Genomic DNA, 23,928 nt, shown 5'->3' with positions numbered 1-23,928 from the left:
TATCCATACTCAGCGTAATATTTCCATTCTCCGATCAATGATCGCCAGAATCCGACAGATTGCCCCATGCTTCCGTAATCGGACAGTCACTGTCGGTGATTTTTCAGCCGCCCTTGCCGATGATCGTGTCCGCGGTCTGCTGCACCTGCTCGATGGGGATGGCGAAGCCGATGCCGATCGAGCCGTTACCGTCGATGGTGGCGATCGCGGTGTTCACCCCGACCACCTCGCCCCGGGCGTTGACCAACGGTCCGCCGGAGTTCCCCGGGTTGATCGAGGCGTCGGTCTGCACCGCCCGGTGCCGGTTGTCCCCGAGGCGCACCTGACGATCGAGGGCGCTGACGATCCCGGCGGTGACCGTGCCGGACAGCCCCAGCGGCGACCCGACCGCCAGCACCGGTTCACCCACCCGGGTCGAGCCCGGCTTGGCAAGTGGCAGCGAGGCCAGCCCGGCGGACCCCGGCACCTTCAACACCGCCAGATCGCTGCCGGGTTCCCGGCCGACCACCTGGGCGCCGAACCGGCGGCCGTCGGGCAGTTCCACCGTCACCGGGCCACCCCGACCCTTGGCCAGGATGTGGTCGTTGGTGATGATGTGCTGCTCGGAGTCGACCGCAAAGCCGGACCCGGTGGCCCCGCCCACCAGCACGGAGACCACCCCGGGCACGGTCTTCTCGGCGGCGGTCACCAACTCGGCGGGCACCGGCGCGGCCGAGGCCGCAGCCGGTTCGGGAATCCCCCGACTGGCCACCCAGCCACCGGCCACCGCCCCCGAACCGGTCGACAGGGCCAGTACCGCCAGCCCGCCCAGCAGTCGACGACGCCAGCCCCACCCCGCCTCGTCGCGCATCCGGGCAGCCTGTCCCGTCCCGTCCCGACCGTGCGGGTCGAGCTCCGGCGAGACGAACCAGGGCCCACGGGGCTCACCCAGTCCGGTCTGCACTGCCATTCGTACGCTCCTCACATGTGCGCCCGCAGCTGCTGCGGAGGTCGGACCGGGCCGGGGTCGGACCGGCCGGTACGCGTTCAGGGCAGGCGGGAGAACCAGCGCATCGAGCCGAACGCCGCCCCCATCGCGAACACCAGGCCGAGCCCGATGAACCGGGCCGAGATGTCCTGCCGCTCCTTGCGCCACCCCACCGAACTGCCGATGTCGTCGTAGACGGCACGCAACTCGTCGCTGGTGTCGGCCTGGTGGAAGGCCCCCCCGGTCTGTTCGGCCACGGCCTGCAGGGTCTCCCCGTCCACCGGCACCTGGATCGGTCGCCCGCCCCGGTCCACGAAGCCACCCGGGGTACCGAAGGAGATCGTGTGCACCGGCACCTCGACGGCGACCGCCTCCGCGGCGGCCTCCATCGGATCCATGCCGGAGGTGTTGGCCCCGTCGGAGAGCACGATGATCCGGGCCGGGGGCGGTTCGGTGGTGGCCTGTTCGTCCAAGGCCCGGACCGCGCCCAGGGAGGTGCTGATCGCCTCTCCGATGGCGGTGCCCTGCACCCCGGTGATGCCCTCCGCCAGGCGTTGGATCCCCTCGTCCAACGCCTCCCGGTCGATGCTCGGCGGCACCAGCACAGCGGCGCTGCCGGCGAAGGCCACCAGCCCGACGTTGAACTCCTTGGGCAGTGCATCGACGAAGTCCCGGGCGGCGCTCTTGGCGGCGCTGAGCCGATCCGGGTCCACGTCGGTGGCGAGCATCGAGGTGGAGACGTCCACCGCGACCATCACGGTGGCCCGCTCCCGGGGCACCCGAACCTCCGCCGTCGGCCGGGCGAAGCCGACCACCAGCAATGCCAGCATGGCCAGGAAGAGACCGGCCGGCAGGTGTCGACGCCAGGTCGGGCGCCGGGGCGCCACCCGGTCGAGCAGTCGCAGGTTGGTGAACCGGACGGCGTACCGGCTGCGGCGGCGCTGCGCCACCAGGTAGGCCAGCGCCAGCGCGGCCACCCCGAGCAGCAACCAGAGCCGGATGGGTGACTCCCAGATCATGCGACACCTCCCCGCCTGGGCGCGGCCGGTGCCAGGGCCAACCGGCGCTGGGCGTGCACGTGCCGCACGATGTCGGTGGCCCAGTCCCGGTCGGTACGCAACGCCAGGTGGGCCGCTCCGGCTCGGCGAAGGACCTGGCGGAGCTGGTCCCGCTGGGCTGCGGCGGCGGCAGCGTACCGCTCGCGCAGGCCGGGGTCGCCGGTCCAGACCTCGCGGCGTTCGCCGGTCTCCGGATCGGTCAGCGTGATCAGTCCGACGTCCGGCAGTTCCAGTTCGCGCGGATCGACCACCTCCACCGCCAGCACCTGATGCCGCACGGCCAACCGGCGCAGCGGACGCTCCCAGTCGGCCGGTGATCCTGGGTCGTCCGGCAGCCCGTCCAGGAAGTCCGAGATCACCACCACCAGACCCCGCCGGTTGGCCGTCCGGTGCACCGCGGCCAGCCCGGCGGACAGGTCGACCTCCTCGCCGGCCGGGCGGGCGGGCGGGTCGACGCCCTGCCGGGGCGCGGCCAGCAGGCCGCGCATCAGGCCGACCAGATGGCTGCGTCCGCCCCGCGCCGGCACCCGATGCAGCCCGTACGGGGTCAGCACCTGCGCGCCGAGACGGTTGCCGGTGCCGGCGGTGAGGAAGCCGATGGTGGCCACCGCCGCCACGGCCAGTTCCCGCTTGTCCAACTCGGCGGTGCCGTACTCCATGCTGGGGCTGGCGTCGACCAGCAGCCAGGTGGTCAGTTCCCGGTCGGCGTCGACCTCCCGCACGTGCGGGACGGTGGTACGGGCCGTGACCGACCAGTCCATCCGGCGTACCTCGTCCTCGCCGGGCCGGTACTCGCGGCTGCCTGCGGGTTCACTGCCGGGACCGGGCAGCAGACCCCGATACTCGCCGTGCAACAGACCGTCCAGGCGCCGGGTGACGGTCAGTTCCAGCCGGCGCAGTCGCTGGTCGGGGGTCAGCTCGGTGAGCGCCGGGTCCGCCGGCACCGGGACCCGCCCACCTCTCATCACGCGGCGGCCAGATCGGCGGCGTACTCCGGTTGGCCGTTGACCACCTGGGGCAGCGGCACCACCTCGACCAGTCGGCGTACCACCGATTCGGCGCTCACCCCGTCGGCGACCGCGTCGAAGGAGAGCACCAGCCGGTGGGCCAGCACGTCCACGGCGAGTTCCCGGACGTCCTCCGGCAGCACGTACTCCCGGCCACGCAGCAGGGCCCGGGCCCGCGCGGCGGCGACCATCCCCAGGGTGGCGCGGGGACTGGCACCGTACGCGAGCAGGGGGGCCAGTTCCGGCATCCCGTACCGGGCCGGGTCACGGGTGGCCAGGATGAGTCGGACGACGTACTCCGCGATGGCGTGGTGGACGAAGATCTGCCGGGCATGGAGCTGGAACTCCCGCAGCCGGTCCGGTCGCAGCACCCGGTGGGCCCGGGGACGCTCGGCGCTCATCCGGTAGAGGATCGCCAGCTCGTCGGCGTCGTCGGGATAGTCGACGACGATCTTCATGAGAAAGCGGTCCCGCTGGGCCTCCGGCAACTGGTAGACCCCCTCGGACTCGATCGGGTTCTGGGTGGCCAGGACGAGGAAGGGCTCCGGCACCGGATAGCTGCGCCCACCGATCGAGACCTGCCGCTCGGCCATCGCCTCCAGCAGCGCCGACTGCACCTTCGCCGGAGCCCGGTTGATCTCGTCGGCCAACACCAGGTTGGCCATGATCGGACCGAGTTCGACGTCGAAGCTCTCTCTGGACGCCCGGTAGATGCGGGTGCCGACGATGTCCGAGGGCACCAGGTCGGGGGTGAACTGAATCCGGGAGAAGGTGCCGCCGACCACTGTGGCCAGGGTCTGCACGGCGAGGGTCTTGGCCACCCCCGGTACGCCTTCCAGCAGGCAGTGCCCGTCCGCCAGCAGGGCGGTGAGCAGGCGTTCGACGAGCTGATCCTGCCCGACGATCACCCGTCTGACCTCGTTGAGGGTCTGGTGCAGCTCGGCCGCGGTCGCGTCCTGATCGGCCGGGCTGGGCAGGCTGGACAGGGTGTCCGAGATGTCCGTCACGGTGCTTGCTTCCCGCGGCGACCATCGGACAAACGTCGGAAATTCCGGCCTTGGCGCACCCAGACCGCGCGGCAACGCCGTTACGGCCTGGACCGGGCGTGAGTGCGCAGAGCGGTCGGGCGGCATCGGCGAGGAGGTAACCGGGCACGGCCAACCAGCGGAGCGTCGCCGGCCCCCACGCAGGGGACCGGCGACGGCACAGCTGGATCAGCGGTGCACGAGAAGGTGGAACGGCAGGTCGGCGGGGCTGCCGGTGGAGCTGCGGGTCTGGATGAAGACGCCGTTGGGGGTCTGCAGGCGAGCCGCCACCACGGCACATTCATTCACAAAATGCGGTTCTGATCGCCGGGTGGCGACCTCTGCTCTCCTTTCGCCCGCGCTGGGCGCAACATCCACCCAGTAGCCTCACAGGCTGTGAGGACCACCGACGCAGGACGCCGACGGATGGGCACCACGATCTGCTGGCTCGCCGTCGCACCGGGCGCCGGTTGGGCACTCGCCCGAGTGGCGGGCCTGGACCGCGGGCCACTGGTGCAGTTGCTGGCGTTCACGCCGTACGCGCTGCTCGGGAGTCTGGTACCACTGCTGCTCGCGCTCGCCCTACGGCGCCGCTGGCCGGCCGTGGTCGCGGCGGTGGTCACCATGACGCTGGTCGCGGTGGTGGCGCCGCGGGCGCTGCCGTCGGCGCAGCCGGGGGTCACCGGGCCGACGGTACGGCTGCTCACCGCCAACCTGCTGGCCGGCGCCGCCGACCCCGCCATGGTGGTCGACCTGGTCCGCACCGAGCGGGTCGACGTGCTGGTCGTGCAGGAGTTCACCCCGTCGGCACAGGCCGAACTGGACCGGCTCGGCCTCGACCGACTGCTGCCCTACCGGCACCTCAACCCGGTGGTGGGCACACCCGGCTCAGGTCTGTACGCCCGGCACCCGATCAGCGGCGGCGGCATCCGCACGCTGCGCGGTGGCTTTGGTTTCACCCAGGCATACGCGACGGTCGCCGTCCCGGGCGCACCCGAGGTACGCGTCGAGTCGGCGCACCCGTCGGCACCGTACGCGCTGGACCAGACCGGCTACTGGCGCGCCGACCTGGCCGCCCAACCGCCGGCCACCCCCCACGGGCCGCTGAGCATCCTCGCCGGCGACTTCAACGCCACCCTCGACCACGCGCCGCTGCGGGCCCTGCTCGACACCGGCTACACCGACGCCGCCGCCTCGGTCGGCACGGGACTCAGCGGCACCTGGGGTCCGTACGACGGCGACCTGATTCCGCCCGTGGTGATCGACCACGTACTGGTCGACCGCCGGATCGCGGTGCACACGGTCACGGTGCACCCGCTACCCGGCAGCGACCACCGCATGATCCTCGCCGAACTACGCCTACCGGTCAGCGGGTAAGGAAGGGCCCCTTCTTAACGCATAGCCTAGCGAAGGGCCCTTCTCACACCTCGCGCCGCGCACCCCGCGCACCCACACCCGGTGTTGTGCACATCACAGCATTGAACTCAGGCCTGGGCTCGACCGTGGATCTCGTATCAACGAGGGCAAAGTCCGGAAGCCCTCCGAGAATGGGTGGCGCTTATTGATCCACGGCGCCCGAGGGTACGCACAGTTGCGGAAACGCTGTTTTCATCCGTTCGCCCAAGAAGGAGTGACACTCATGACCTACCCGTACAGCGACCCCGATCACGTGACAGAATTGGCCAAAGTCCTACTCTCAGACAACGAAGCGGCACGATTTGACTATTTATCCGAGGCGCAGAAGCAGTGGATCGGATCGCAGGATGGACTCATCAGAGCTGTGCGGGAGTACGAGTCCACGGAGGCGAGTGTCCAAGAGGTGTACAACAGGATCCGGGATATAGACTATCGCATCAGTCTCGATCTCTACAGGGGGCCATATCGGGAGTATCTGGCCAGCGGGCAGGTCCGTGAGAACCCGGGGCATATGCATGGTAGCGACTTGAACAATAATGTTTCCTATCACCACCTGACCAGAGAGGGTGAGCAGAACATGACCGCAACCGAACGGCAGGAGCTTACTGCGGACATCGCCAGGGGAGGGGCTGTTGCCTACGACCGTGAAATCGATAACGCCGCTTCGCTGCACAACAACGCGATTGGACAAGTCCGAGGGGAGTTCCTGCGGCTGATTAATGAGGTCCAGCGCAGCAATGTCGCCTCCATCATGTCAGTTGTTGGGACCAATGCGCAGGGTCGGGGGCCGAACACGAATCAACATTCAGGCGGTTCAAGCAATTTGTGGAGTTATGGTAGCGGATCTGCGCCTCGACGCCGTTGATGCATTCGTTTGGCACGTTTGTGCAGCTCGCGGAGCCGGTCCAGCACGGCACCTGCTCATCCGCGACGGAGTCGCTGCGGATGAGCAGGTGCTGCCGGTGTTTCTCGGGGACCTGCGCGATGGTTCGGGTGTGCACATCGAGGTGATCGGCGGCAGTGTTCGCGCCGCTTCTCACACCGCTGCGCTTTTCACACCTGGGCGCGGTTGACACCGTAGGTGAGGGCATCGACGAGGGCGTGCCAACTTGCCTCGACCACGTTGGGATGCACCCCGACAGTGGTCCAGCCGCCGCCCCGACCATCCGCGGTCTCGACCAGCACCCGGGTCACCGCGCCGGTGCCGTGGCTGCCCTCAAGGATGCGCACCTTGTAGTCGGCCAGCTCGAAGTCGCGCAGCTCTGGGTAGTGTCGGCCCAGGCCGGCCCGAAGCGCCTCGTCGAGCGCGTTGACCGGGCCGTTGCCCTCCGCGGTAGCGATCACGCGCTCACCGCGTACCCGGATCTTCACGGTCGCCTCGGAGACCACCGCGCCGTCCTCGCGGTGTTCGACCAGCACCCGGTACGACTCCAGAGCGAACGGCCGCGGCGGCGCGGCGTCCGGCAGTTCGGAACGCACCAGCAGCTCGAACGAGGCGTCCGCGGCCTCGAACGACCAGCCGCCGGCCTCCAACTCCTTGACCCGCCTGGTGACCCGGGACAGCGTCTCCGGATGACCGGCCAGATCCAGTCCGAGCTCACGGCTCTTGAGCTCGATGCTGGCCCGGCCGGCCATCTCGGTGACCAGGATCCGCATGTCGTTACCGACCACCTCGGGTTCGATGTGGTTGTAGAGCAGCGGATCCACTTTGATCGCACTCGCGTGCAGCCCGGCCTTGTGAGCGAAGGCGGCGGCCCCGGCGTACGCCTGGTGGGTGTCGGGGGCGATGTTTGCGATCTCGGCGATGGCGTGGGAGACCCGCACCATCTGCTCCAGGCAGCCCTCCGGTAGGACCGGCAGCCCGAGCTTGAGTTGGAGGTTCGCGACGACCGCGAAGAGGTCGGCGTTGCCCGGCCGCTCGCCGTACCCGTTGGCGGTGCCCTGCACGTGGCGGACCCCGGCCTCGACGGCGGCGATGGTGTTGGCGACCGCGCAGGCGGTGTCGTTCTGGGCGTGCATGCCGAGCAGCTCTGGCGCCACCCCGATGCGGTCGATCAGGTCGGTGATGGCCGCGGTGACCTGCGAGGGCAGCATCCCGCCGTTGGTGTCGCAGAGCACGAACCGCTCGGCGCCCGCGGCGAGCGCGGTCTCCACCACCGAGGCGGTGTACGCCGGATCGTGCCGGTAGCCGTCGTAGAAGTGCTCGCCGTCGACGAAGACCCGACGCCCCTCCGCGACCAGGTGGGTGACCGTGTCGTGGACCATCGCCAGGTTCTCCTTGGCGGTGGTCCGCAGGGCCCGCTCCACATGCCGCAGGTCGGCCTTGGCAACCAGGGCGATCGCCGGGGTCTGCGCGTCCAGCAGGCCGCGCACCTGCGGGTCGTCGGCGGCCACCGCACCGGCCCGGCGGGTGGCGCCGAAGGCGACCAGCACGGCGTGCCGCAGGTCCAGCTCGGTACGGGCCCGACGGAAGAACTCGGTGTCCTTGGGCACCGCTCCCGGCCAACCACCCTCGATGAACCCGACGCCGAACTCGTCGAGCAGTCGAGCCACCGCGAGCTTGTCGACCACGGAGTAGCTGACCCCCTCGCGCTGGGCACCGTCGCGCAGGGTGGTGTCGTAGACCTGGAACGTCATGGTGATCCCTTCGTCTGGCACCGGCCGGCGCAACAAAAAGACCCCCCGCGGCTGCGGGAGGTCGGCGCGCTCGGCGGAGGGGAAGGCCGGCGCGCTAGTTGCCAATAATGCGGGCGGTGCTGGTCACGTTCTGCACTCTGCCACTCGGCGGCGGATCTGGGAGGCGGAATCCACATCTCGGGACGATGACTTGGGTCTCATCGGAGATGGTGGGTGTAGGACGAGTCGCACGGGGTAGGAGTTTTCGGGACAACGAACCACGTACCTCCGAGACGACTGACCCAGTCGAGACAGGAGAGATCCCATGGACAGGCTCGACCCGAACAACACGCACGCCACGCCGGACCCGGCCCTGCGCGCCGTCGACCAGGACGTGGTCACCACCGGCGGCTCCCCCAGCGCCTTCAGCCCGTGGAGCTACCGGGCCGAGGCCGGGGTCGCCGGCACCAGCCTGATCGGCTACAAGGTCGAGGCGAGCGACGGCTCGATCGGCAAGATCGACAGCGACAGCAGCGAGGTCGACGCCAGTTACCTGGTGGTCGACACCGGCCCGTGGATCTTCGGCAAGAAGGTCATGCTGCCGGCCGGGACGGTCAACCACGTCGACCACGACGAGCAGAAGGTCTACGTCGACCGCACCAAGGACCAGATCAAGGCGGCGCCGGAGTACGACGACTCGATCAACGACCCGGCGTACCGGGACAAGCTCGGCGGGTACTACAACGACACCTACTCCGCCACCCCGCCCGGTGGCCTTCGCTGAGACACCCTGACGTACTGATCCGCGGTATCGGCCGGTGGGAAAGCCTCCCACCGGCCGATACGGTGTCCGCATGGACGCGATCGACGACAGGCGCAGGATCCCCTTCACCGCGATGTTCAACTTCCGGGACGTGGGCGGCTACCGCGGCCTGGACGGGCGCAGGGTGCGCTCCGGCCGGCTCTACCGTTCCGACTCCCTGCACCGGATGGACGGCGCGGACCTGGACGCCTTCCGCGCCCTGGGGGTACGCACGGTCGTCGACCTGCGCCGCCCGCAGGAGGTCCAACGCGACGGCCGGGTCCCCGAGTTCGACGGGCTCGACTACCGGCACATCCACCCCGAGCACGAGGAATGGGGCAGGCAGCCGTACCAGCCCGGCGGCGATCTGGCCCGCTACCTGGCCGACCGGTACGCCGACCTGGCCCGGACCGGGACCGCCGGGCTGGCCCAGGCGATCGGCCTGATCGCCGACAGCGCCAACGCGCCCGTGGTGGTGCACTGCGTGGCGGGCAAGGACCGCACCGGCATCGTCTGCGGCCTCACCCTGGCGGCCCTCGGTGTCGATGACGCCGAGATCGCCGAGGACTACGCGCTGAGCACGGAGGCCTCGCAGCGGTTCACCGCCTGGCTCGCCACCGCCTACCCGCACCTGCCGGAACTTCCCGCCCCGTTCGTGTTCTCACCGGCGGAGACGATGCTGACGTTCCTGACGGAGATCCGCGAGGGCCACGGCTCGATCGACGGCTACCTGCGGCACGCCGGGGTCACCGACGACCAACTGGCCGCCCTGCGTACCCACCTGCTCGACTGAGCCCGATCGAAGCCTGGTTGTGGAAAGGGCCCCCTGCACATCGACAGGGGGCCCTTTCGCACAGCTCAGAGGACGCGGTGCACCCAGTTGTGGGGGTCGGGGGCGTTGCCGCGCTGAAGGTCGACCAACTGCTGACGCAACGCCATGGTGATCGGACCCGGCTCACCACCGCCCATGGTGAACTCCCCCTCCGGGTACCGGACCCGGCCGATGGGGGTGATCACCGCGGCGGTGCCGCAGGCGAAGACCTCGCGCAGCCGACCGCTGTTGGCGTCCGCCTGCCACTCGTCGAAGCTCACCGGCCGTTCCTGCACCGGGTGACCGGCCGCCGAGGCCAGGGTGAGCACCGACTCCCGGGTGATGCCGGGCAGGATCGTGCCGGTCAGCGGCGGGGTGACCACCGAGCCGTCGTCGTAGACGAAAAAGACGTTCATGCCGCCCAACTCGTCGACGTACCGGCGCTCCACCGCGTCCAGGAAGACCACCTGCTCGCAGCCGTGCTCGGCGGCCTCGGCCTGGGCGGCCAGCGAGGCCGCGTAGTTGCCACCGCACTTCGCCGCGCCGGTGCCCCCGGGGGCGGCCCGGGTGTAGTCGGGCGACACCCAGACCGTCACCGGCTTGACCCCGCCGGAGAAGTACGCCCCCACCGGGGAGGCGATCACCACGTAGAGGTACTCGTTGGCCGGGCGGACGCCGAGGAAGACCTCACTGGCGAACATGAACGGCCGCAGGTAGAGGCTGCCGTCCTCGCCCTCCGGGATCCACTCCCGGTCGATCTCGATCAGCCGCAGCAGCGAGTCGACGAAGGTCTGCTCGGGCAGCGTCGGCATGGCCATCCGGGTCGCGGAGGTGTTGAACCGGGCCGCGTTGGCGTACGGGCGGAACATGGTCACCCCGCCGTCGCCCGTGCGGTACGCCTTCATCCCCTCGAAGATCTCCTGCGCGTAGTGCAGCACCGCGCTGGCGGGATCCATCGGAATCGGCCCCCGGGCCTCGACCCGGGCGTCGTACCAGCCCTTGCCGTCGGCGTAACGGACGGTGACCATGTGGTCGGTGAACACCCGGCCGAATCCAGGGTTGGCCAGCAGCGCGGCCCGGTCGGCGGCGGATACCGGCGCGGGATTCGGACGGATCTCGAATTCGAGCTTGTCACCACCGCTCATCGCGCTGACCTCCCTGGGGACGACGACATGCGCCGAGGCGCACATCAGAAGTATTTGTGCCAGAAACTTACCCCGAACGGTCGTTCAGCGGATAGGCGCACTGGTCGGTAGTACCAGCGAGTAGTCACTTCCGCCGGGACCGTCGGGCCGGTCGCCACCGGCTGTCGCCGGTGGCGAGACCTGATGCGGACTCAGGCGGCTACCTGGGCGGCGATCCGGTCGCCCACCTCGGCGGTGCGTACCGCCTCGCCCGGGGTACGGGCGGCGAGTTCCGCGCCGACCGCGGCGGTGATCCGCTCCGCGGCCTCGGCGTGGCCGAGCTGGTCGAGCAGCAGGGCGCCGGAGAGGATCGCGGCCACCGGGTCGGCGATGCCACGCCCGGCGATGTCCGGGGCGGAGCCGTGCACCGGCTCGAACATGGAGGGGTAGGTCCGGTCGGGGTTGATGCTGCCGCTGGCGGCCAGCCCGATCCCGCCGGTCACCGCGGCGGCGATGTCGGTGAGGATGTCGCCGAAGAGGTTGTCGGTGACCACCACGTCGTAGCGCTGGGGCTGGGTCACCAGGAACATCGCGGCGGCGTCGACATGCTGGTACTCCGTGGTCACCTCGGGGTACTCCGCGGCGACCGCATCGAAGGCGCGGGCCCACAACGAGCCGGCGTGGGTGAGCACGTTGGTCTTGTGCACCAGGGTCACCTTGCGTCGTTCCCGGCGGCTGGCCCGGGCGAAGGCGTCGCGGACCACCCGCTCCACCCCGTGTCGGGTGTTCAGGCTCTCCTCGGTGGCCACCTCGGCCGGGGTGTCGCGGTGCAGGGTGCCACCGGCACCGGCGTACAGCCCCTCGGTGCCCTCGCGGACCACCACGAGGTCGACCTCGCCGGGCTTGACCGCCGCCAGCGGGCTGGCCACCCCGGGCCAGAGCTGGGAGGGCCGCAGGTTGACGTACTGGTCGAAGGCGAAGCGCAGCTTGAGCAGCAGACCCCGCTCCAGCACCCCCGGCGGCACGGTGGGGTCGCCGACCGCGCCGAGCAGGATGGCGTCGTGCCCGGCCAACTCGGTCAACACCGAGTCCGGCAGCACCTCGCCGGTGCGGTGGTAGCGTGCCGCACCGAGGTCGTACTCGGTGGCCTCCACCCCGGGCAACACCGCATCGATGACCTTGCGGGCCTCCGCGACCACCTCGGGTCCGATCCCGTCTCCGGCCACCACTGCGATCCGTGCCACGTCCGTCAGCTCCTTCGCTCGTATCGGCTAGACGGTACGCCGCCGTCCCGCCTCCCGGTACGAGTGTTCCACTTTTCGGGATGTGACACGCACAGCAGCTTCTCAGCGTCCGCTCATGCTGCCGTCATCTGGGCTGCCTAACGTGACCGTCAACCGGCGGACAGGGCCGGACGACGACCACTAGGGCGTGGGCCGGTCGTCGAAGGGGGGCGGACACGATGTGGACCGACGAGCAGCCACGTACCCGCTGGGTCGACCCGGCGACCTTTCGCTACCGCCGACCCGACCTGCGCCTGGGCACCCGCGACCCGCGCCCTGACCGGGCCGGCCGGGGAGCCGACGACGGGCTCACCGTACGGCACACCGTACGCACCTCCACCGCCGAGTACACCCTGCTGGTCAACGCACCGGCCCCGCTGGGTCGGCGGGTGGTCGGTGCGGCGCTGCGTGACGCGGTGGCCGAACTGCGCGCGATCGACCTGACCTACGGTCCCAACCGGCCGGAGAGTCTGGTGTCCCGGCTGCGCCGGGGAGAGATCAGCCCGGAGTCCTACCCGCCGCTGGCGGATCTGGTGGACCGGTGCGCCGCGATGCGCGCCGCCACGGACGGCTGGTTCGACGCCTGGGCGGTGCCGGGCGGGTTCGATCCCGGTGGCCTGCTCGGCGGCTGGGCGGTCGAACGGGCGGCGGCCCGGCTGCGCGCCGCAGGCATCACGGACTACGCCGTGCTCACCGGCGCCGACCTGGTGGTACGCGGACACGCCGGGCACGGCGGCCCGTGGCGGGTGGCCGTGCACCATCCGACCGACCGCCGCCGGCCGCCGCTGGTGCTGGAGATGACGGCGGGTGCGATCGGCACCTCCGGGGTGACCGGCCGGCGCGGGCATGTGGTCGACCCGCGCACCGGGGAACCGGCCGACCGGATGGTCGCCGCCACCGTGGTGGGCCCGGATCTGGCGGTCGCCGACGCCTACGCCACCGCGCTGTACGCCGCCGGTCCGACCGGGCTGAGCTGGTTCGAAGCCGGATCGCCCTACCGCGCCCTCATCGCCACCCAGCACTGACCCTTCGGGACCGTCCACATGCTCCGCCCGACCGGAGGGCGGCGGAAAGTACATCGTGGAGTGTCGGCGATCGGCCTCCACGGCCGCGGCAACGGCCGCGGAGGCCGGTCGAGGACGAATGCGCATGGCTCGCGCAATCGAGGGGTACGGGCCGGTCGGTCGGACGTCGACCTCGCCACCCGAAGACGGGCCGGCATCACCGGATCGGCCAGAAACCGCACCGGTACGCTAGCGACTCGGCGGGTTTCGCGGCAAGGCTCTACAGGGGACCATCACACCGGTCACAGTAGGCCCGGTGCCAGGGCCGTTTTCGACAGGGACGATCGCGGATGGCACGCTGTCGGCCGTGAGTTTCGATCTGAGCGTATGGGCCCTGGCGGACGGGGCGACGCCTGACGATGTGCGAGCGGCGGTGCAGCGGTGCCGGGCGGGCTGGCACGCCCAGCACCGACCGGATCCCCGGGTGGTCGCCTTCTACCGGGCGATCACCGCCCGCTACCCCGACCAACCGGGGATCACGGGTGGGCCCTGGGCGGTGGCACCGCTGCACGCGACGGCCGACCATATCGAGATGAATCTCGACCCCGGCTGCCCGGATGAGGTGCTGCTGGACATCGAGCGGCTGGCCGGAGAGCACCGGCTGATGCTCTTCGACGCCCAGGACGGCTCGGTCTACCCGCCGCCGGTCGCCCGGCTGCCCGGCTGACCCGGCACCACGCAGACGTCAAGCACCAGGGGCCCGGCCGACGGCCGGGCCCCTGGTGGCGTCGCCTGAACTGCTACTCGTCGCGCAGGTCCGCCGCGCTGGCCGAGACCGCGCCGATCGAGTCGGCCGCCGAGGTGAGCAGGTCGGCGCCGAGGGCCTGGTCGACCGTGAGGGTCATCAGGGTCTCGCCACCGGCCTCCCGGCGGGCCACCTGCATCGCCGCGATGTTGATCCCGGCCTCGCCGAGCAGGGTGCCGACCGTGCCGACCACCCCGGGACGGTCGGCGTAGCGGAGGAAGAGCAGGATGCCCTCCGCCCCGATCTCCAGGTCGAAGCCGTCCACCTCGGTCAGCTTGATGATGTCCCGGGTGCCCGCGTGGGTCACCGTGCCGGAGACGCTGACCGTACGACCGTCCGGCAGGGCACCGCGCACGGTGACCAGCACCGGGTGCTCCACGGTCTCGGTCTGGGTGGTCAGCGACACCTCCACCCCACGCTGGGCGGCCAGGTGCGGCGCGTTGACGTAGGTGACCTGCTCCTCCACCACCGAGCTGAACAGGCCCTTGGTGGCGGCCAGCTTGAGCACCGAGACGTCGTGGTTGACGATCTCACCGCGTACCTCGACGGTGACGCTGGCGGCGACCCCACCGGCGACCGCGGTGAAGGCCCGGCCGAGCTTCTCGGCCAGCGGCAGCAGCGGGCGTACGTCCTCGGCGACCACCCCACCGGCCTGCACGTTGACCGCGTCCGGCACGAACTCGCCCTGCAGGGCCAGCTTCACGCTCTTGGCCACGGCCAGGCCGGCCTTGTCCTGCGCCTCGGCGGTGGAGGCGCCCAGGTGCGGGGTGGCCACCACGTTGTCGAAGGCGAACAGCGGCGAGGAGGTGCAGGGCTCCTTGGCGTACACGTCCACCCCGGCACCGGCGACCCGGCCCTCGGCCAGGGCGTCGGCCAGCGCCTGCTCGTCGACCAGCCCGCCGCGGGCGGCGTTGACGATCCGTACGCCCGGCTTGACGATCGACAGCTCCTTCTCACCGATCAGGCCCACGGTCTCCGGGGTCTTCGGCAGGTGGATGGAGATGAAGTCGCTCTCCCGCAGCAACTCCTCCAGGCCGACCAGGCGCACCCCGAGCTGCGCGGCCCGGGCCGGCTGGATGTACGGGTCGTAGGCGATCAGCCGGGTGCCGAAGGCGGCGATGCGCGAGGCGAACAGCACGCCGATGCGGCCCAGGCCGACGACGCCCACGGTCTTGCCCTGCAACTCCACACCGGTGTACTTCGACCGCTTCCACTCCCCCGCCTTGAGGGCGGCGCTGGCGCTGGCGGTGTTGCGGGCCACCGCCAACAGCAGCGCTACGGCCTGCTCGGCCGCGGAGACGATGTTGGAGGTGGGGGCGTTGACGACCATGACGCCCCGCGCGGTGGCGGCCGGCACCTCGACGTTGTCCAGACCCACGCCCGCCCGGGCCACGACCTTGAGCCGGGGTGCGGCGGCGATCGCCTCGGCGTCAATCTGGGTGGCGCTGCGGACGATGACGGCGTCGGCCTCGGCCAGGGCGGAGAGCAGAGCCGGGCGATCGGTGCCGTCGACGTGCCGGACGTCGAAGTCGTGAGCGAGCACCTCGATTGCGGCAGGAGCGAGTTCTTCGGCGATCAGTACGACAGGAGTCATTGGTCCTCGTAGATGTCGTCAGAGCGGTCGGCCGGTGCGTGGACGCTGCGCTGCGCCCGGCGCGGGCAGGGCCATGGCCGTAGGGTGCCGGCTGGAGCACCCACCCGGAATCGTAGGGGCCCGGCCGCCCGAGATGGCCCGGACCAGGGGGTGAGTGCCCTCACAAACCGGACGTGACGTGCGAGTTGACCCCTTGCCGGTGGGTGCGAACAGCACGGCACCCGCGCCGGAGGTCGGGGAGAACATCCGGTGCGGGTGCCGTCGGGTGAGACGGATCTCGCAACCCGTCGCGAAGATCTCAGGCGGTCTCGGTGATCGGGCGGTCCACCCAGCTCATCATGCCGCGCAGCTTGGCGCCGGTCTCCTCGATCGGGTGAGCCGCGCCCTCGGCCTGCCACTTGCTGAAGTTCGGCCGGCCGGCCTCGTCCTCGGCCACCCACTCGCGGGCGAACTCGCCGTTCTGGATCTCACCGAGGATCTTGCGCATCTCGTCCTTGACCCGGCTGTCGATGACCCGCGGGCCCCGGGACAGGTCGCCGTACTCGGCGGTGTCGGAGACGCTGTAGCGCATCCGGGCGATGCCGCCCTCGTACATCAGGTCCACGATCAGCTTCAGCTCGTGCAGGCACTCGAAGTAGGCCACCTCGGGGGCGTACCCGGCCTCGGTGAGCACCTCGAAGCCGGTCTGCACCAGGGCCGCCGCCCCACCGCAGAGCACCGCCTGCTCGCCGAAGAGGTCGGTCTCGGTCTCCTCGGTGAAGGTGGTCTTGATCGCACCCGCCCGGGTACCGCCGATGCCCTTGGCGTACGACAGGGCCAGCGCGAAAGCGGTGCCACTGGCGTCCTGCTCGACCGCGACCAGGCAGGGCACCCCCTTGCCGTCGACGTACTGCCGGCGGACCAGGTGACCCGGACCCTTCGGGGCGACCATCGCCACATCCACGTCGGCCGGCGGCTTGATCAGGCCGTAGCGGATGTTGAACCCGTGCCCGAAGAACAGCGCCTTGCCGGCGCTGAGGTTCGGCGCGATCGACTCGGCGTAGACGTGGCGCTGCGCGGTGTCCGGGGCGAGGATCATGATCACGTCGGCCTCGGCCGCCGCCTCGGCCGGGGTGAGCACCCGCAGGCCCTGCTCCTCGGCCTTGGGGCGGCTCTTCGAGCCCTCCGGCAGACCGATCACCACGTCGACACCCGAGTCGCGCAGCGACAGCGCGTGGGCGTGGCCCTGGCTGCCGTACCCGATCACGGCGACCTTCTTCGCCTGGATCAGGCCCAGGTCGGCGTCGTCGTCGTAGTACACCTCAACGCTCATGACTTCCCTTTCGTACGGCGGCCGATGCGGCCCGTCGTGGCTGTGGTTACGCCCGGCCCGCAGGCCGACCGGTGGTGATCAGGCGGCCCGCAGGGCCGGGCCGGCGGTGATCGCACGCGGGCCGCGTCCGATCGCGACCAGGCCCGACTGGACCATTTCCTTGATGCCGAAGGACTCAAGGTCGCGCAGCAGCGCGTCGAGCTTGTCGGGGGTGCCGGTGGCCTCGATGGTGAGGGTGTCGGAGGCCACGTCGACCACCCGGGCACGGAACAGGCTCACCGTCTCCAGGACCTGTCCCCGGGCGGCGCGGTCGGCGCGCACCTTCACCAGCAGCAGTTCCCGGGCCACCGAGGTCGAGGGGTCCAGCTCGACGATCTTGAGCACGTTGACCAGCTTGTTGAGCTGCTTGGTGACCTGCTCCAACGGGGAGGAGTCGGCGTTGACCACGATGGTGATCCGCGAGACGTCCGGGTTCTCGGTCTCGCCGACCGCGAGACTGTCGATGTTGAAGCCGCGCCGGGAGAACAGTCCGGAGACCCGGGCCAGCACGCCCGGCTTGTTCTCCACCAACACGGACAGCGTGTGCATCGTCATTACAGTGCCTTCCTCGTCATGTCCTCTTGACCCTCGCTTCGCTCGGTGCAATCGGCCATGACTACAGGTCATCCTCGTCGAAGGTCGGGCGGACGCCGCGGGCGAACATGATCTCGTCGTTGCTGGTGCCGGCGGCGACCATCGGCCAGACCATCGCGTCCTTGCCGACCACGAAGTCGATGACCACCGGTGCGTCGTTGATGGACATCGCCGCCTCGATCGTCTTGTCGACGTCCTCGGCGGTCTCGCAGCGCAGCCCGACGCAGCCGAGCGCCTCGGCCAGCTTGACGAAGTCCGGGATGCGGTGCTTGTGGGTGCCCAGGTCGGTGTTGGAGTAGCGCTCACCGTAGAACAGGGTCTGCCACTGTCGGACCATGCCGAGGTTGCCGTTGTTGATCACGGCGATCTTGACCGGGATGCCCTCCAGCGCGCAGGTGGCCAACTCCTGGTTGGTCATCTGGAAGCAGCCGTCACCGTCGATGCCCCACACCACCGCGTCCGGCCTGCCGACCTTGGCGCCCATCGCGGCCGGCACGGCGTACCCCATGGTGCCGAGACCACCGGAGTTGAGCCAGGTCTGCGGCTTCTCGTACGAGATGAACTGGGAGGCCCACATCTGGTGCTGGCCGACCCCGGCGACGTAGATCGCGTCCGGGCCGGCGATCTCGCCCAGCCGCTTGATCACGTACTGCGGGGAGAGGGTGCCGTCGGAGGGCTCCTCGTAGCCCAGCGGGTAGCGCTCCCGCAGGTCGTCGAGCTGGGTCCACCAGTCGCCGAGGTCGGCGACCCGTCCGGCCGTCTGCTCGGCGGTGACCGCCGCGAGCAACTCGTCGATGACGTACCGGGCGTCACCCACGATCGGCACGTCGGCGTGCCGGTTCTTGCCGATCTCGGCCGGGTCGATGTCGGCGTGCACCACGGTGGCGTCCGGGGCGAAGGAGTCCAACTTGCCGGTGACCCGGTCGTCGAACCGGGCACCCAGGGCCACGATCAGGTCGGCCTTCTGCAACCCGTAGACCGCGGCGACCGTGCCGTGCATGCCGGGCATGCCCAGGTGCTGGCGGTGCGAGTCGGGGAAGGCCCCCAGGGCCATCAGCGTGGTCACCACGGGAATGCCGGTCAGCTCGGCCAACCGACGCAGCCCCTCGGTGGCGCCGGCCTTGAGCACCCCACCGCCGACGTAGAGCACCGGGCGGCGGGCGGTGGTCATCAGCCGGGCCGCCTCGCGGATCTGCTTGCCGTGCGGGTGCAGCGTCGGCCGGTAGCCGGGCAGGTCCGGGGTGGGCGGCCAGACGAAGGTGGTCTCCGCCTGGAGGACGTCCTTGGGGATGTCCACCAGGACCGGGCCGGGCCGACCGGTCGAGGCCAGGTGGAACGCCTCGGCCAGGATGCGGGGGATCTCGCTGGGGCTCTGCACCAGGAAGTTGTGCTTGGTGATCGGCAGGGTGATGCCCTGGATGTCCGCCTCCTGGAAGGCGTCCGTGCCGATCGCCGGACGGGCCACCTGGCCGGTGATCGCCACCAGCGGCACGGAGTCCATGTACGCGTCCGCGATCGGGGTCACCAGGTTGGTGGCACCCGGACCGGAGGTGGCCATGCAGACCCCGACCCGGCCGGTGGCCTGCGCGTAACCGGTGGCCGCGTGACCGGCCCCCTGCTCGTGCCGGACGAGGATGTGCCGGACCGTCGAGTCGTACAGGGGGTCGTACGCCGGCAGGATCGCACCGCCGGGGATGCCGAAGACGACGTCGACCCCGAGCGCCTCCAGGGAGCGCACCAGCGAGCCGGCCCCCGAGACCTGGGCGGACTGTACCGCCGGGGCCGGGGTGACGTCCGCGCGGGTGTGGTCGTTGTCACCCGTGGTCTCGGCGGAGTTACGGGCTCGCCGGACGGAGTGGGCAATGGTCTCTGGTGTGGGTCTCGTCATGGCGATTTGCCTTCGGCTGGAGTTGGTTGGGCTGCTCACACTGTGCACACGAACGAGCCGGGTGCGGTGGGTTCGACGGCAACAAAAAAGCCCTCGTGCCAGATGCACGGGGCCAGCGCACTCTCAGTGAGGAGAGTGCGCTCAGATAAGTACTCGCAGCGACCGGTACGACATGGCTCAAGACTGACGCATCTCACGCGATGAGTCAACTGATCCCACATTTTGGTTCACGGACCGGGGGAATTGCCCCCTGGCAGGCCCGCAGCACCCGGTTTGACCTGCCCCGACGTCCCATTTTCGGCCCTCTGGGCGGGCGCCGACCCCACCCCGGCCGGACGCGCCGGGCGGGCCCCCGGCGAGGTGGCCGCCTTTAGCATCGCCTCCAGGTGCTCGGCCGGTACGCCCCACCCGAACAGGGCCCCCTGACCGAAGCGGCAGCCGGCGGCCACCACCGCGGCCAACTCCGTGGGGGTGGTCACCCCCTCGGCGATGACCTCCAGGCCGAACTGGTGCCCCAGCCGCATCACGACGTCGACCATGGGGGCGAAGGCCGGCCCCTCGCTCCCGACCGGGCGGACCGGCTCGTGCTCGGCCACCAGGCCATGGTCGATCTTGAGGATGTCGATCGGGAGTCGGCGCAGCTGTCCCAGGGAGGAGTAGCCGGCACCGAAGTCGTCCAGGGCGATCCGCACCCCGGTACGCCGCAGGGCGGTCAGCCGGCGGATCAGCTCGTCCAGATCGGTGGCGACCGCGTGCTCGGTGACCTCCAGCACCAGCCGCTGCGGCGGGACGTGGTGGATCCGCAGCGCCTCGGCCACCTGGACCACGTAGGCCGGAGCGTGCAACTCCCGGGGCGAGACGTTCACGGACACCCAGACGTCATGCCCCTCGGCCAGCCAGCGGGACAGCTGCCGACACGCCTGGTGCAACACCCAGGCACCGAGTTCGGCGATCATGCCGCATTCCTCGGCCAGGGGGATGAACTCGTCCGGGCGGACGTTGCCGAGTTCGGGGTGGCGCCAGCGCAGCAGCGCCTCCGCCCCGACCGGCCGCACCGAGGGCAGGGAGGCCACCGGCTGGAAGACCAGCCGTAGCTCGTCGCGCCCGATCGCGCCCCGCAACTCGTGCTCCAGGGTGGTACGCCGGCGCAGCAGCCGGTCGTACCCACCGTCGTACCGCTCGGTCCGGTTCTTGCCCCGCTGCTTGGCGTAGCGCAGCGCGAGATCGGCGTGCCGCAGCAGCAGTTCGACGTCCGGGGTGTCGGCCCAGGTCGCCAGGCCGATGCTGACCGAGAGGAAGACCGGCCCCTCGGGCTGTCGGTACGCCTCACCCAGCACCTTGCGCAACCGCTCGGCGAGCGCCTCCACCTCGGCCGGTTGCCCGTGCATGAGTACCGCGAACTCGTCTCCGCCCAGGCGGGCGGCGAGGTCCCCCGGCCGGAGGTTGTCGCGCAGCCGCCGACCCACCTCGGCCAGCACCGCGTCACCGACATCGTGGCCGCGCATGTCGTTGACGTTCTTGAAGCCGTCCAGGTCCAGGCTGACCAGCATGCAGGGGCTGTCGGTCTGCGCGCACCGGTGCAGGGCCCGCAGCAGCCCGCGCCGGTTGTCCAGCCCGGTGAGCGCGTCCGTGTGCGCGAGCTGCCGGAAGTGGGCCTCCCGCTCCGCCAACCGCCCGGCGTAGGCCCGGAGCAGGTGCAGGGTGAGGTGCTGCCGGGCGACCAGGGCGAACCCCTCCACGCTGCCGGCGATGATGCCCAGGGCGTCGAACTGGCCGCCCCGCAGCAGGTGGTACATCGCCGAGCCGGCCATCGCGGCCATCGGGATGAAGGCGTACTCGCCGTCGTGGCGGATCACGTCCGTGGTGAGCTGCCCGGAGGGGTCGATCCGGCCCACCGCCACCGCGGCCGTCAGCAGGCCGACGGCGAGCACGACCAGGCTGACCGAGGTCACCGCGGGACCGACCTGGCAGAGCCCGGCCGCTACCCCGAGGCCCCCGCAGGTCGCCACGGAGATGCCGGCGCCCAGCATGGCCAGGCCACGTCGCGGTGGGGTGGCCCGCAGCACCAGGATGGCGGCCAGGCCGCAGCACAGCGCCGCGCTGACCGAGGTGAGCAGGATCGCCGGGCAGGCCGCCGGGGTGGCGTCGCCGAGCAGCCGGGTCGGTTCGGAGATCAGCACCCAACCGACGAACCACAGCGCGGCACCCACGACCACGCCCTCCAGGGCCAGTCCACCGGCCGAGCCCACCGAACCGGCGACCCCGGGCATCCGGAGCAGGCCGCCGCAGAACAGCAGGCCACTCACCGCGGTGCCGACCGCCACCGCACTGGCCCAGTCGGTGCGGTGCGCCTGCTCGTGTGCCCAGTGCTCGTCGGCGCTCAGGGCGCCGGCCGCAGCCAGCAACAGGGTGATCAGGGACACCGCCGCAGCGACCGTGAGCAGGGCGTACGCCTGGCGGTGCGGCCCACCACGACGCCGGGCGGCGGCGGCCAGCAGTACCCCGGCCGCGACGGCGACAAGCGCGCTCAGCACCGCGGCGCCGATCATGCCCGGGGGTGTGTGCACGACCTCACTCTGCCGGATGGCCACGCGCCGTGGGGATCGGGTGTGCATCTGTTGGGACACATCCGACTCACCTGTCCGACGCCGGGGCGACGGTGCCAGACTGGTACCCATGCCTGAGCTGCGGTCGAAGACCTCCACGCACGGTCGGACGATGGCCGGTGCCCGGGCCCTGTGGCGGGCCACCGGGATGACCGATGACGATTTCGGTAAGCCGATCGTCGCCATCGCGAACAGTTTCACCCAGTTCGTGCCGGGTCACGTACACCTCAAGGACATGGGTGGCCTGGTGGCCGACGCGGTGGCCGCCGCCGGCGGGGTGGGCCGGGAGTTCAACACCATCGCGGTCGACGACGGCATCGCCATGGGCCACGGCGGGATGCTCTACTCCCTGCCCAGCCGGGAGCTGATCGCCGACGCGGTGGAGTACATGGTCAACGCGCACTGCGCGGACGCCCTGGTCTGCATCTCCAACTGCGACAAGATCACCCCGGGCATGTTGCTGGCCGCCCTGCGGCTGAACATCCCCACCGTCTTCGTCTCCGGCGGTCCGATGGAGGCCGGCAAGACGGTGGCGATCGAGGGCATCGTGCACTCCAAGATCGACCTGATCGACGCGATGATCGCCTCCTCCAACGAGGCCGTCACGGACGACCAACTCGGCGAGATCGAACGCTCCGCCTGCCCGACCTGCGGCTCCTGCTCGGGCATGTTCACCGCGAACTCGATGAACTGCCTGACCGAGGCCATCGGCCTGGCCCTGCCCGGCAACGGCTCCACCCTGGCCACCCACGCCGCCCGGCGGTCCCTGTTCGTCGAGGCCGGTCGCACCGTCGTGGAGATCGCCAAGCGGTGGTACGACGAGGACGACGCCTCCGTGCTGCCCCGGGTGGTGGCCTCCCGGGCCGCCTTCGAGAACGCCGTGGCCCTGGATGTGGCGATGGGCGGCTCGACCAACACCATCCTGCACCTGCTGGCCGCCGCCCGCGAGGCCGAGCTGGACTTCACCGTCGCCGACATCGACGAGATCTCCCGCCGGGTGCCCTGCCTGGCCAAGGTCGCCCCGAACTCCCCGCAGTACCACATGGAGGACGTGCACCGGGCCGGTGGCATCCCGGCGATCCTCGGCGAACTGAACCGCGCCGGGCTGCTGCGCCGGGACGTGCACGCCGTGCACTCCCCCACCCTGGAGCGCTGGCTGGCCGACTGGGACGTGCGGGGCGGCTCGGCCACCGCCGAGGCGACCGAGCTGTTCCACGCCGCGCCGGGCGGGGTACGCACCACGGAACCCTTCTCCACCACCAACCGCTGGTCCACCCTGGACACCGATGCCGCCGAGGGCTGCATCCGGGACCTGGAACACGCCTACAGCGCCGACGGTGGGTTGGCCATCCTCTACGGCAACCTGGCGCCGGAGGGCTGCGTGGTGAAGACCGCCGGGGTGCCGCAGGAGTGCCTGACCTTCCGGGGCCCGGCCAAGGTCTACGAGTCGCAGGACGACGCGGTGACCGCCATCCTGGCCAAGGAGGTCGTCGCCGGGGACGTGGTGGTGATCCGCTACGAGGGGCCCAAGGGTGGCCCCGGCATGCAGGAGATGCTCTACCCGACCTCCTTCCTCAAGGGCCGAGGGCTGGGTCGGGCCTGCGCCCTGCTCACCGACGGCCGGTTCTCCGGTGGCACCTCCGGGCTGTCCATCGGCCACGCCTCCCCCGAGGCCGCCGCCGGTGGGCTGATCGCGCTGGTCGAGCCGGGCGACGAGATCGCCATCGACATCCCGAACCGGTCCATCTCACTGGAGGTGCCGGAGGAGGTGCTGGCGGCCCGACGGATCGCCCAGGAGAAGCGGGAGCGTCCGTACACCCCGGTCGACCGGCAGCGCCCGGTCTCCGCGGCGCTGCGCGCGTACGCCTCGATGGCCACCTCCGCCAGCGACGGCGCCTACCGCCGCGTGCCCGAATGAGCTAGACACCAGGGATGGGCGTACCGGCGTTCATCCCTGGTCTGTCTCTCGCGGCCGGC

Annotated in this window: 19 protein-coding genes; 7 read left to right on the top strand and 12 right to left on the bottom strand. The window is 70.7% G+C overall.

The window, feature by feature from the left end; translation table 11 throughout:
* Nucleotides 1-103: 103 nt before the first annotated feature.
* From ACLQ2T_RS06055 to ACLQ2T_RS06040, 4 genes are all read right to left on the bottom strand, one after another.
* Nucleotides 104-949: a S1C family serine protease gene (locus ACLQ2T_RS06055; protein WP_357532263.1), complete on the bottom strand. Its 846-nt coding sequence runs from the start codon at nt 947-949 to the stop codon at nt 104-106.
* Nucleotides 950-1,026: 77 nt separating this feature from the next.
* Entirely contained in the window at nt 1,027-1,986 is a 960-nt protein-coding gene (locus tag ACLQ2T_RS06050; RefSeq protein ID WP_425764985.1) for a VWA domain-containing protein, read from the bottom strand.
* On the bottom strand, nt 1,983-2,969 hold the full coding sequence (locus ACLQ2T_RS06045) for a DUF58 domain-containing protein (protein WP_425764984.1): 987 nt from the start codon (nt 2,967-2,969) through the stop codon (nt 1,983-1,985). The genes ACLQ2T_RS06050 and ACLQ2T_RS06045 overlap by 4 nt, the downstream gene beginning before the upstream one ends.
* A gap of 20 nt (nt 2,970-2,989) precedes the next feature.
* A complete protein-coding gene (locus ACLQ2T_RS06040; protein ID WP_425764983.1) occupies nt 2,990-4,039 on the bottom strand; it encodes an AAA family ATPase in 1,050 nt (349 codons plus the stop codon).
* Nucleotides 4,040-4,483: 444 nt separating this feature from the next.
* Between ACLQ2T_RS06040 and ACLQ2T_RS06035 the strand changes: the two genes are divergently transcribed.
* Together ACLQ2T_RS06035 and ACLQ2T_RS06030 are read left to right on the top strand one after the other, a co-directional pair.
* Nucleotides 4,484-5,434, top strand: coding sequence for an endonuclease/exonuclease/phosphatase family protein (locus tag ACLQ2T_RS06035; RefSeq protein WP_425765226.1), 951 nt, complete (start codon nt 4,484-4,486; stop codon nt 5,432-5,434).
* A 262-nt stretch (nt 5,435-5,696) separates the two neighbouring features.
* On the top strand, nt 5,697-6,338 hold the full coding sequence (locus tag ACLQ2T_RS06030) for a hypothetical protein (RefSeq protein ID WP_425765248.1): 642 nt from the start codon (nt 5,697-5,699) through the stop codon (nt 6,336-6,338).
* A 188-nt stretch (nt 6,339-6,526) separates the two neighbouring features.
* Here the strand turns inward: ACLQ2T_RS06030 and cimA are convergent, their stop codons facing one another.
* Nucleotides 6,527-8,110, bottom strand: coding sequence for a citramalate synthase (cimA, locus tag ACLQ2T_RS06025; protein ID WP_425764982.1), 1,584 nt, complete (start codon nt 8,108-8,110; stop codon nt 6,527-6,529).
* 304 nt (nt 8,111-8,414) lie between these two features.
* On the opposite strand from cimA, the gene ACLQ2T_RS06020 reads away from it, so the two are divergent.
* Nucleotides 8,415-8,873, top strand: a complete 459-nt coding sequence (locus ACLQ2T_RS06020) for a PRC-barrel domain-containing protein (RefSeq protein ID WP_425764981.1) — start codon at nt 8,415-8,417, stop codon at nt 8,871-8,873.
* A gap of 70 nt (nt 8,874-8,943) precedes the next feature.
* Complete coding sequence (locus tag ACLQ2T_RS06015) at nt 8,944-9,684, top strand: tyrosine-protein phosphatase (protein ID WP_425764980.1); 741 nt, start codon at nt 8,944-8,946, stop codon at nt 9,682-9,684.
* A gap of 65 nt (nt 9,685-9,749) precedes the next feature.
* On the opposite strand, the gene ACLQ2T_RS06010 is transcribed toward ACLQ2T_RS06015, so the two are convergent.
* Nucleotides 9,750-10,847: a branched-chain amino acid aminotransferase gene (locus ACLQ2T_RS06010; protein WP_425764979.1), complete on the bottom strand. Its 1,098-nt coding sequence runs from the start codon at nt 10,845-10,847 to the stop codon at nt 9,750-9,752.
* 191 nt (nt 10,848-11,038) lie between these two features.
* Nucleotides 11,039-12,070: a 3-isopropylmalate dehydrogenase gene (locus tag ACLQ2T_RS06005; RefSeq protein ID WP_425764978.1), complete on the bottom strand. Its 1,032-nt coding sequence runs from the start codon at nt 12,068-12,070 to the stop codon at nt 11,039-11,041.
* 218 nt (nt 12,071-12,288) lie between these two features.
* Here ACLQ2T_RS06005 and ACLQ2T_RS06000 point away from each other — a divergent pair, with 218 nt between their 5' ends.
* Nucleotides 12,289-13,134 carry an FAD:protein FMN transferase gene (locus ACLQ2T_RS06000; RefSeq protein ID WP_425764976.1) on the top strand — a complete coding sequence of 282 codons (846 nt, stop codon included), beginning with the start codon at nt 12,289-12,291 and terminating at the stop codon, nt 13,132-13,134.
* A 346-nt stretch (nt 13,135-13,480) separates the two neighbouring features.
* Nucleotides 13,481-13,840 (top strand): hypothetical protein, encoded by a 360-nt coding sequence (locus ACLQ2T_RS05995; protein WP_425764975.1) that lies wholly within the window; start codon nt 13,481-13,483, stop codon nt 13,838-13,840.
* A gap of 73 nt (nt 13,841-13,913) precedes the next feature.
* Here the strand turns inward: ACLQ2T_RS05995 and serA are convergent, their stop codons facing one another.
* The 5 genes from serA to ACLQ2T_RS05970 form a co-directional block, all read right to left on the bottom strand.
* The gene (serA, locus tag ACLQ2T_RS05990; protein ID WP_425764974.1) at nt 13,914-15,512 is read right to left on the bottom strand and encodes a phosphoglycerate dehydrogenase; all 1,599 of its coding nucleotides are present in this window, start codon (nt 15,510-15,512) and stop codon (nt 13,914-13,916) included.
* 298 nt (nt 15,513-15,810) lie between these two features.
* Nucleotides 15,811-16,824 (bottom strand): ketol-acid reductoisomerase, encoded by a 1,014-nt coding sequence (ilvC, locus tag ACLQ2T_RS05985; protein WP_425764973.1) that lies wholly within the window; start codon nt 16,822-16,824, stop codon nt 15,811-15,813.
* 78 nt (nt 16,825-16,902) lie between these two features.
* On the bottom strand, nt 16,903-17,418 hold the full coding sequence (gene ilvN / locus ACLQ2T_RS05980) for an acetolactate synthase small subunit (RefSeq protein WP_425764972.1): 516 nt from the start codon (nt 17,416-17,418) through the stop codon (nt 16,903-16,905).
* Nucleotides 17,419-17,479: 61 nt separating this feature from the next.
* The gene (locus ACLQ2T_RS05975; RefSeq protein ID WP_425764971.1) at nt 17,480-19,345 is read right to left on the bottom strand and encodes an acetolactate synthase large subunit; all 1,866 of its coding nucleotides are present in this window, start codon (nt 19,343-19,345) and stop codon (nt 17,480-17,482) included.
* Between the two features lie 227 nt (nt 19,346-19,572).
* Entirely contained in the window at nt 19,573-21,912 is a 2,340-nt protein-coding gene (locus ACLQ2T_RS05970) for a putative bifunctional diguanylate cyclase/phosphodiesterase (RefSeq protein ID WP_425764970.1), read from the bottom strand.
* Between the two features lie 109 nt (nt 21,913-22,021).
* Here ACLQ2T_RS05970 and ilvD point away from each other — a divergent pair, with 109 nt between their 5' ends.
* Nucleotides 22,022-23,869 (top strand): dihydroxy-acid dehydratase, encoded by a 1,848-nt coding sequence (gene ilvD, locus ACLQ2T_RS05965; RefSeq protein ID WP_425764969.1) that lies wholly within the window; start codon nt 22,022-22,024, stop codon nt 23,867-23,869.
* Nucleotides 23,870-23,928 lie beyond the last annotated feature (59 nt).

The sequence above is a fragment of the Micromonospora sp. DT229 genome (genome assembly GCF_049844505.1).
Taxonomy (GTDB): Bacteria; Actinomycetota; Actinomycetes; order Mycobacteriales; family Micromonosporaceae; genus Micromonospora.
This window is presented reverse-complemented; position numbering and strand designations above follow the sequence as displayed.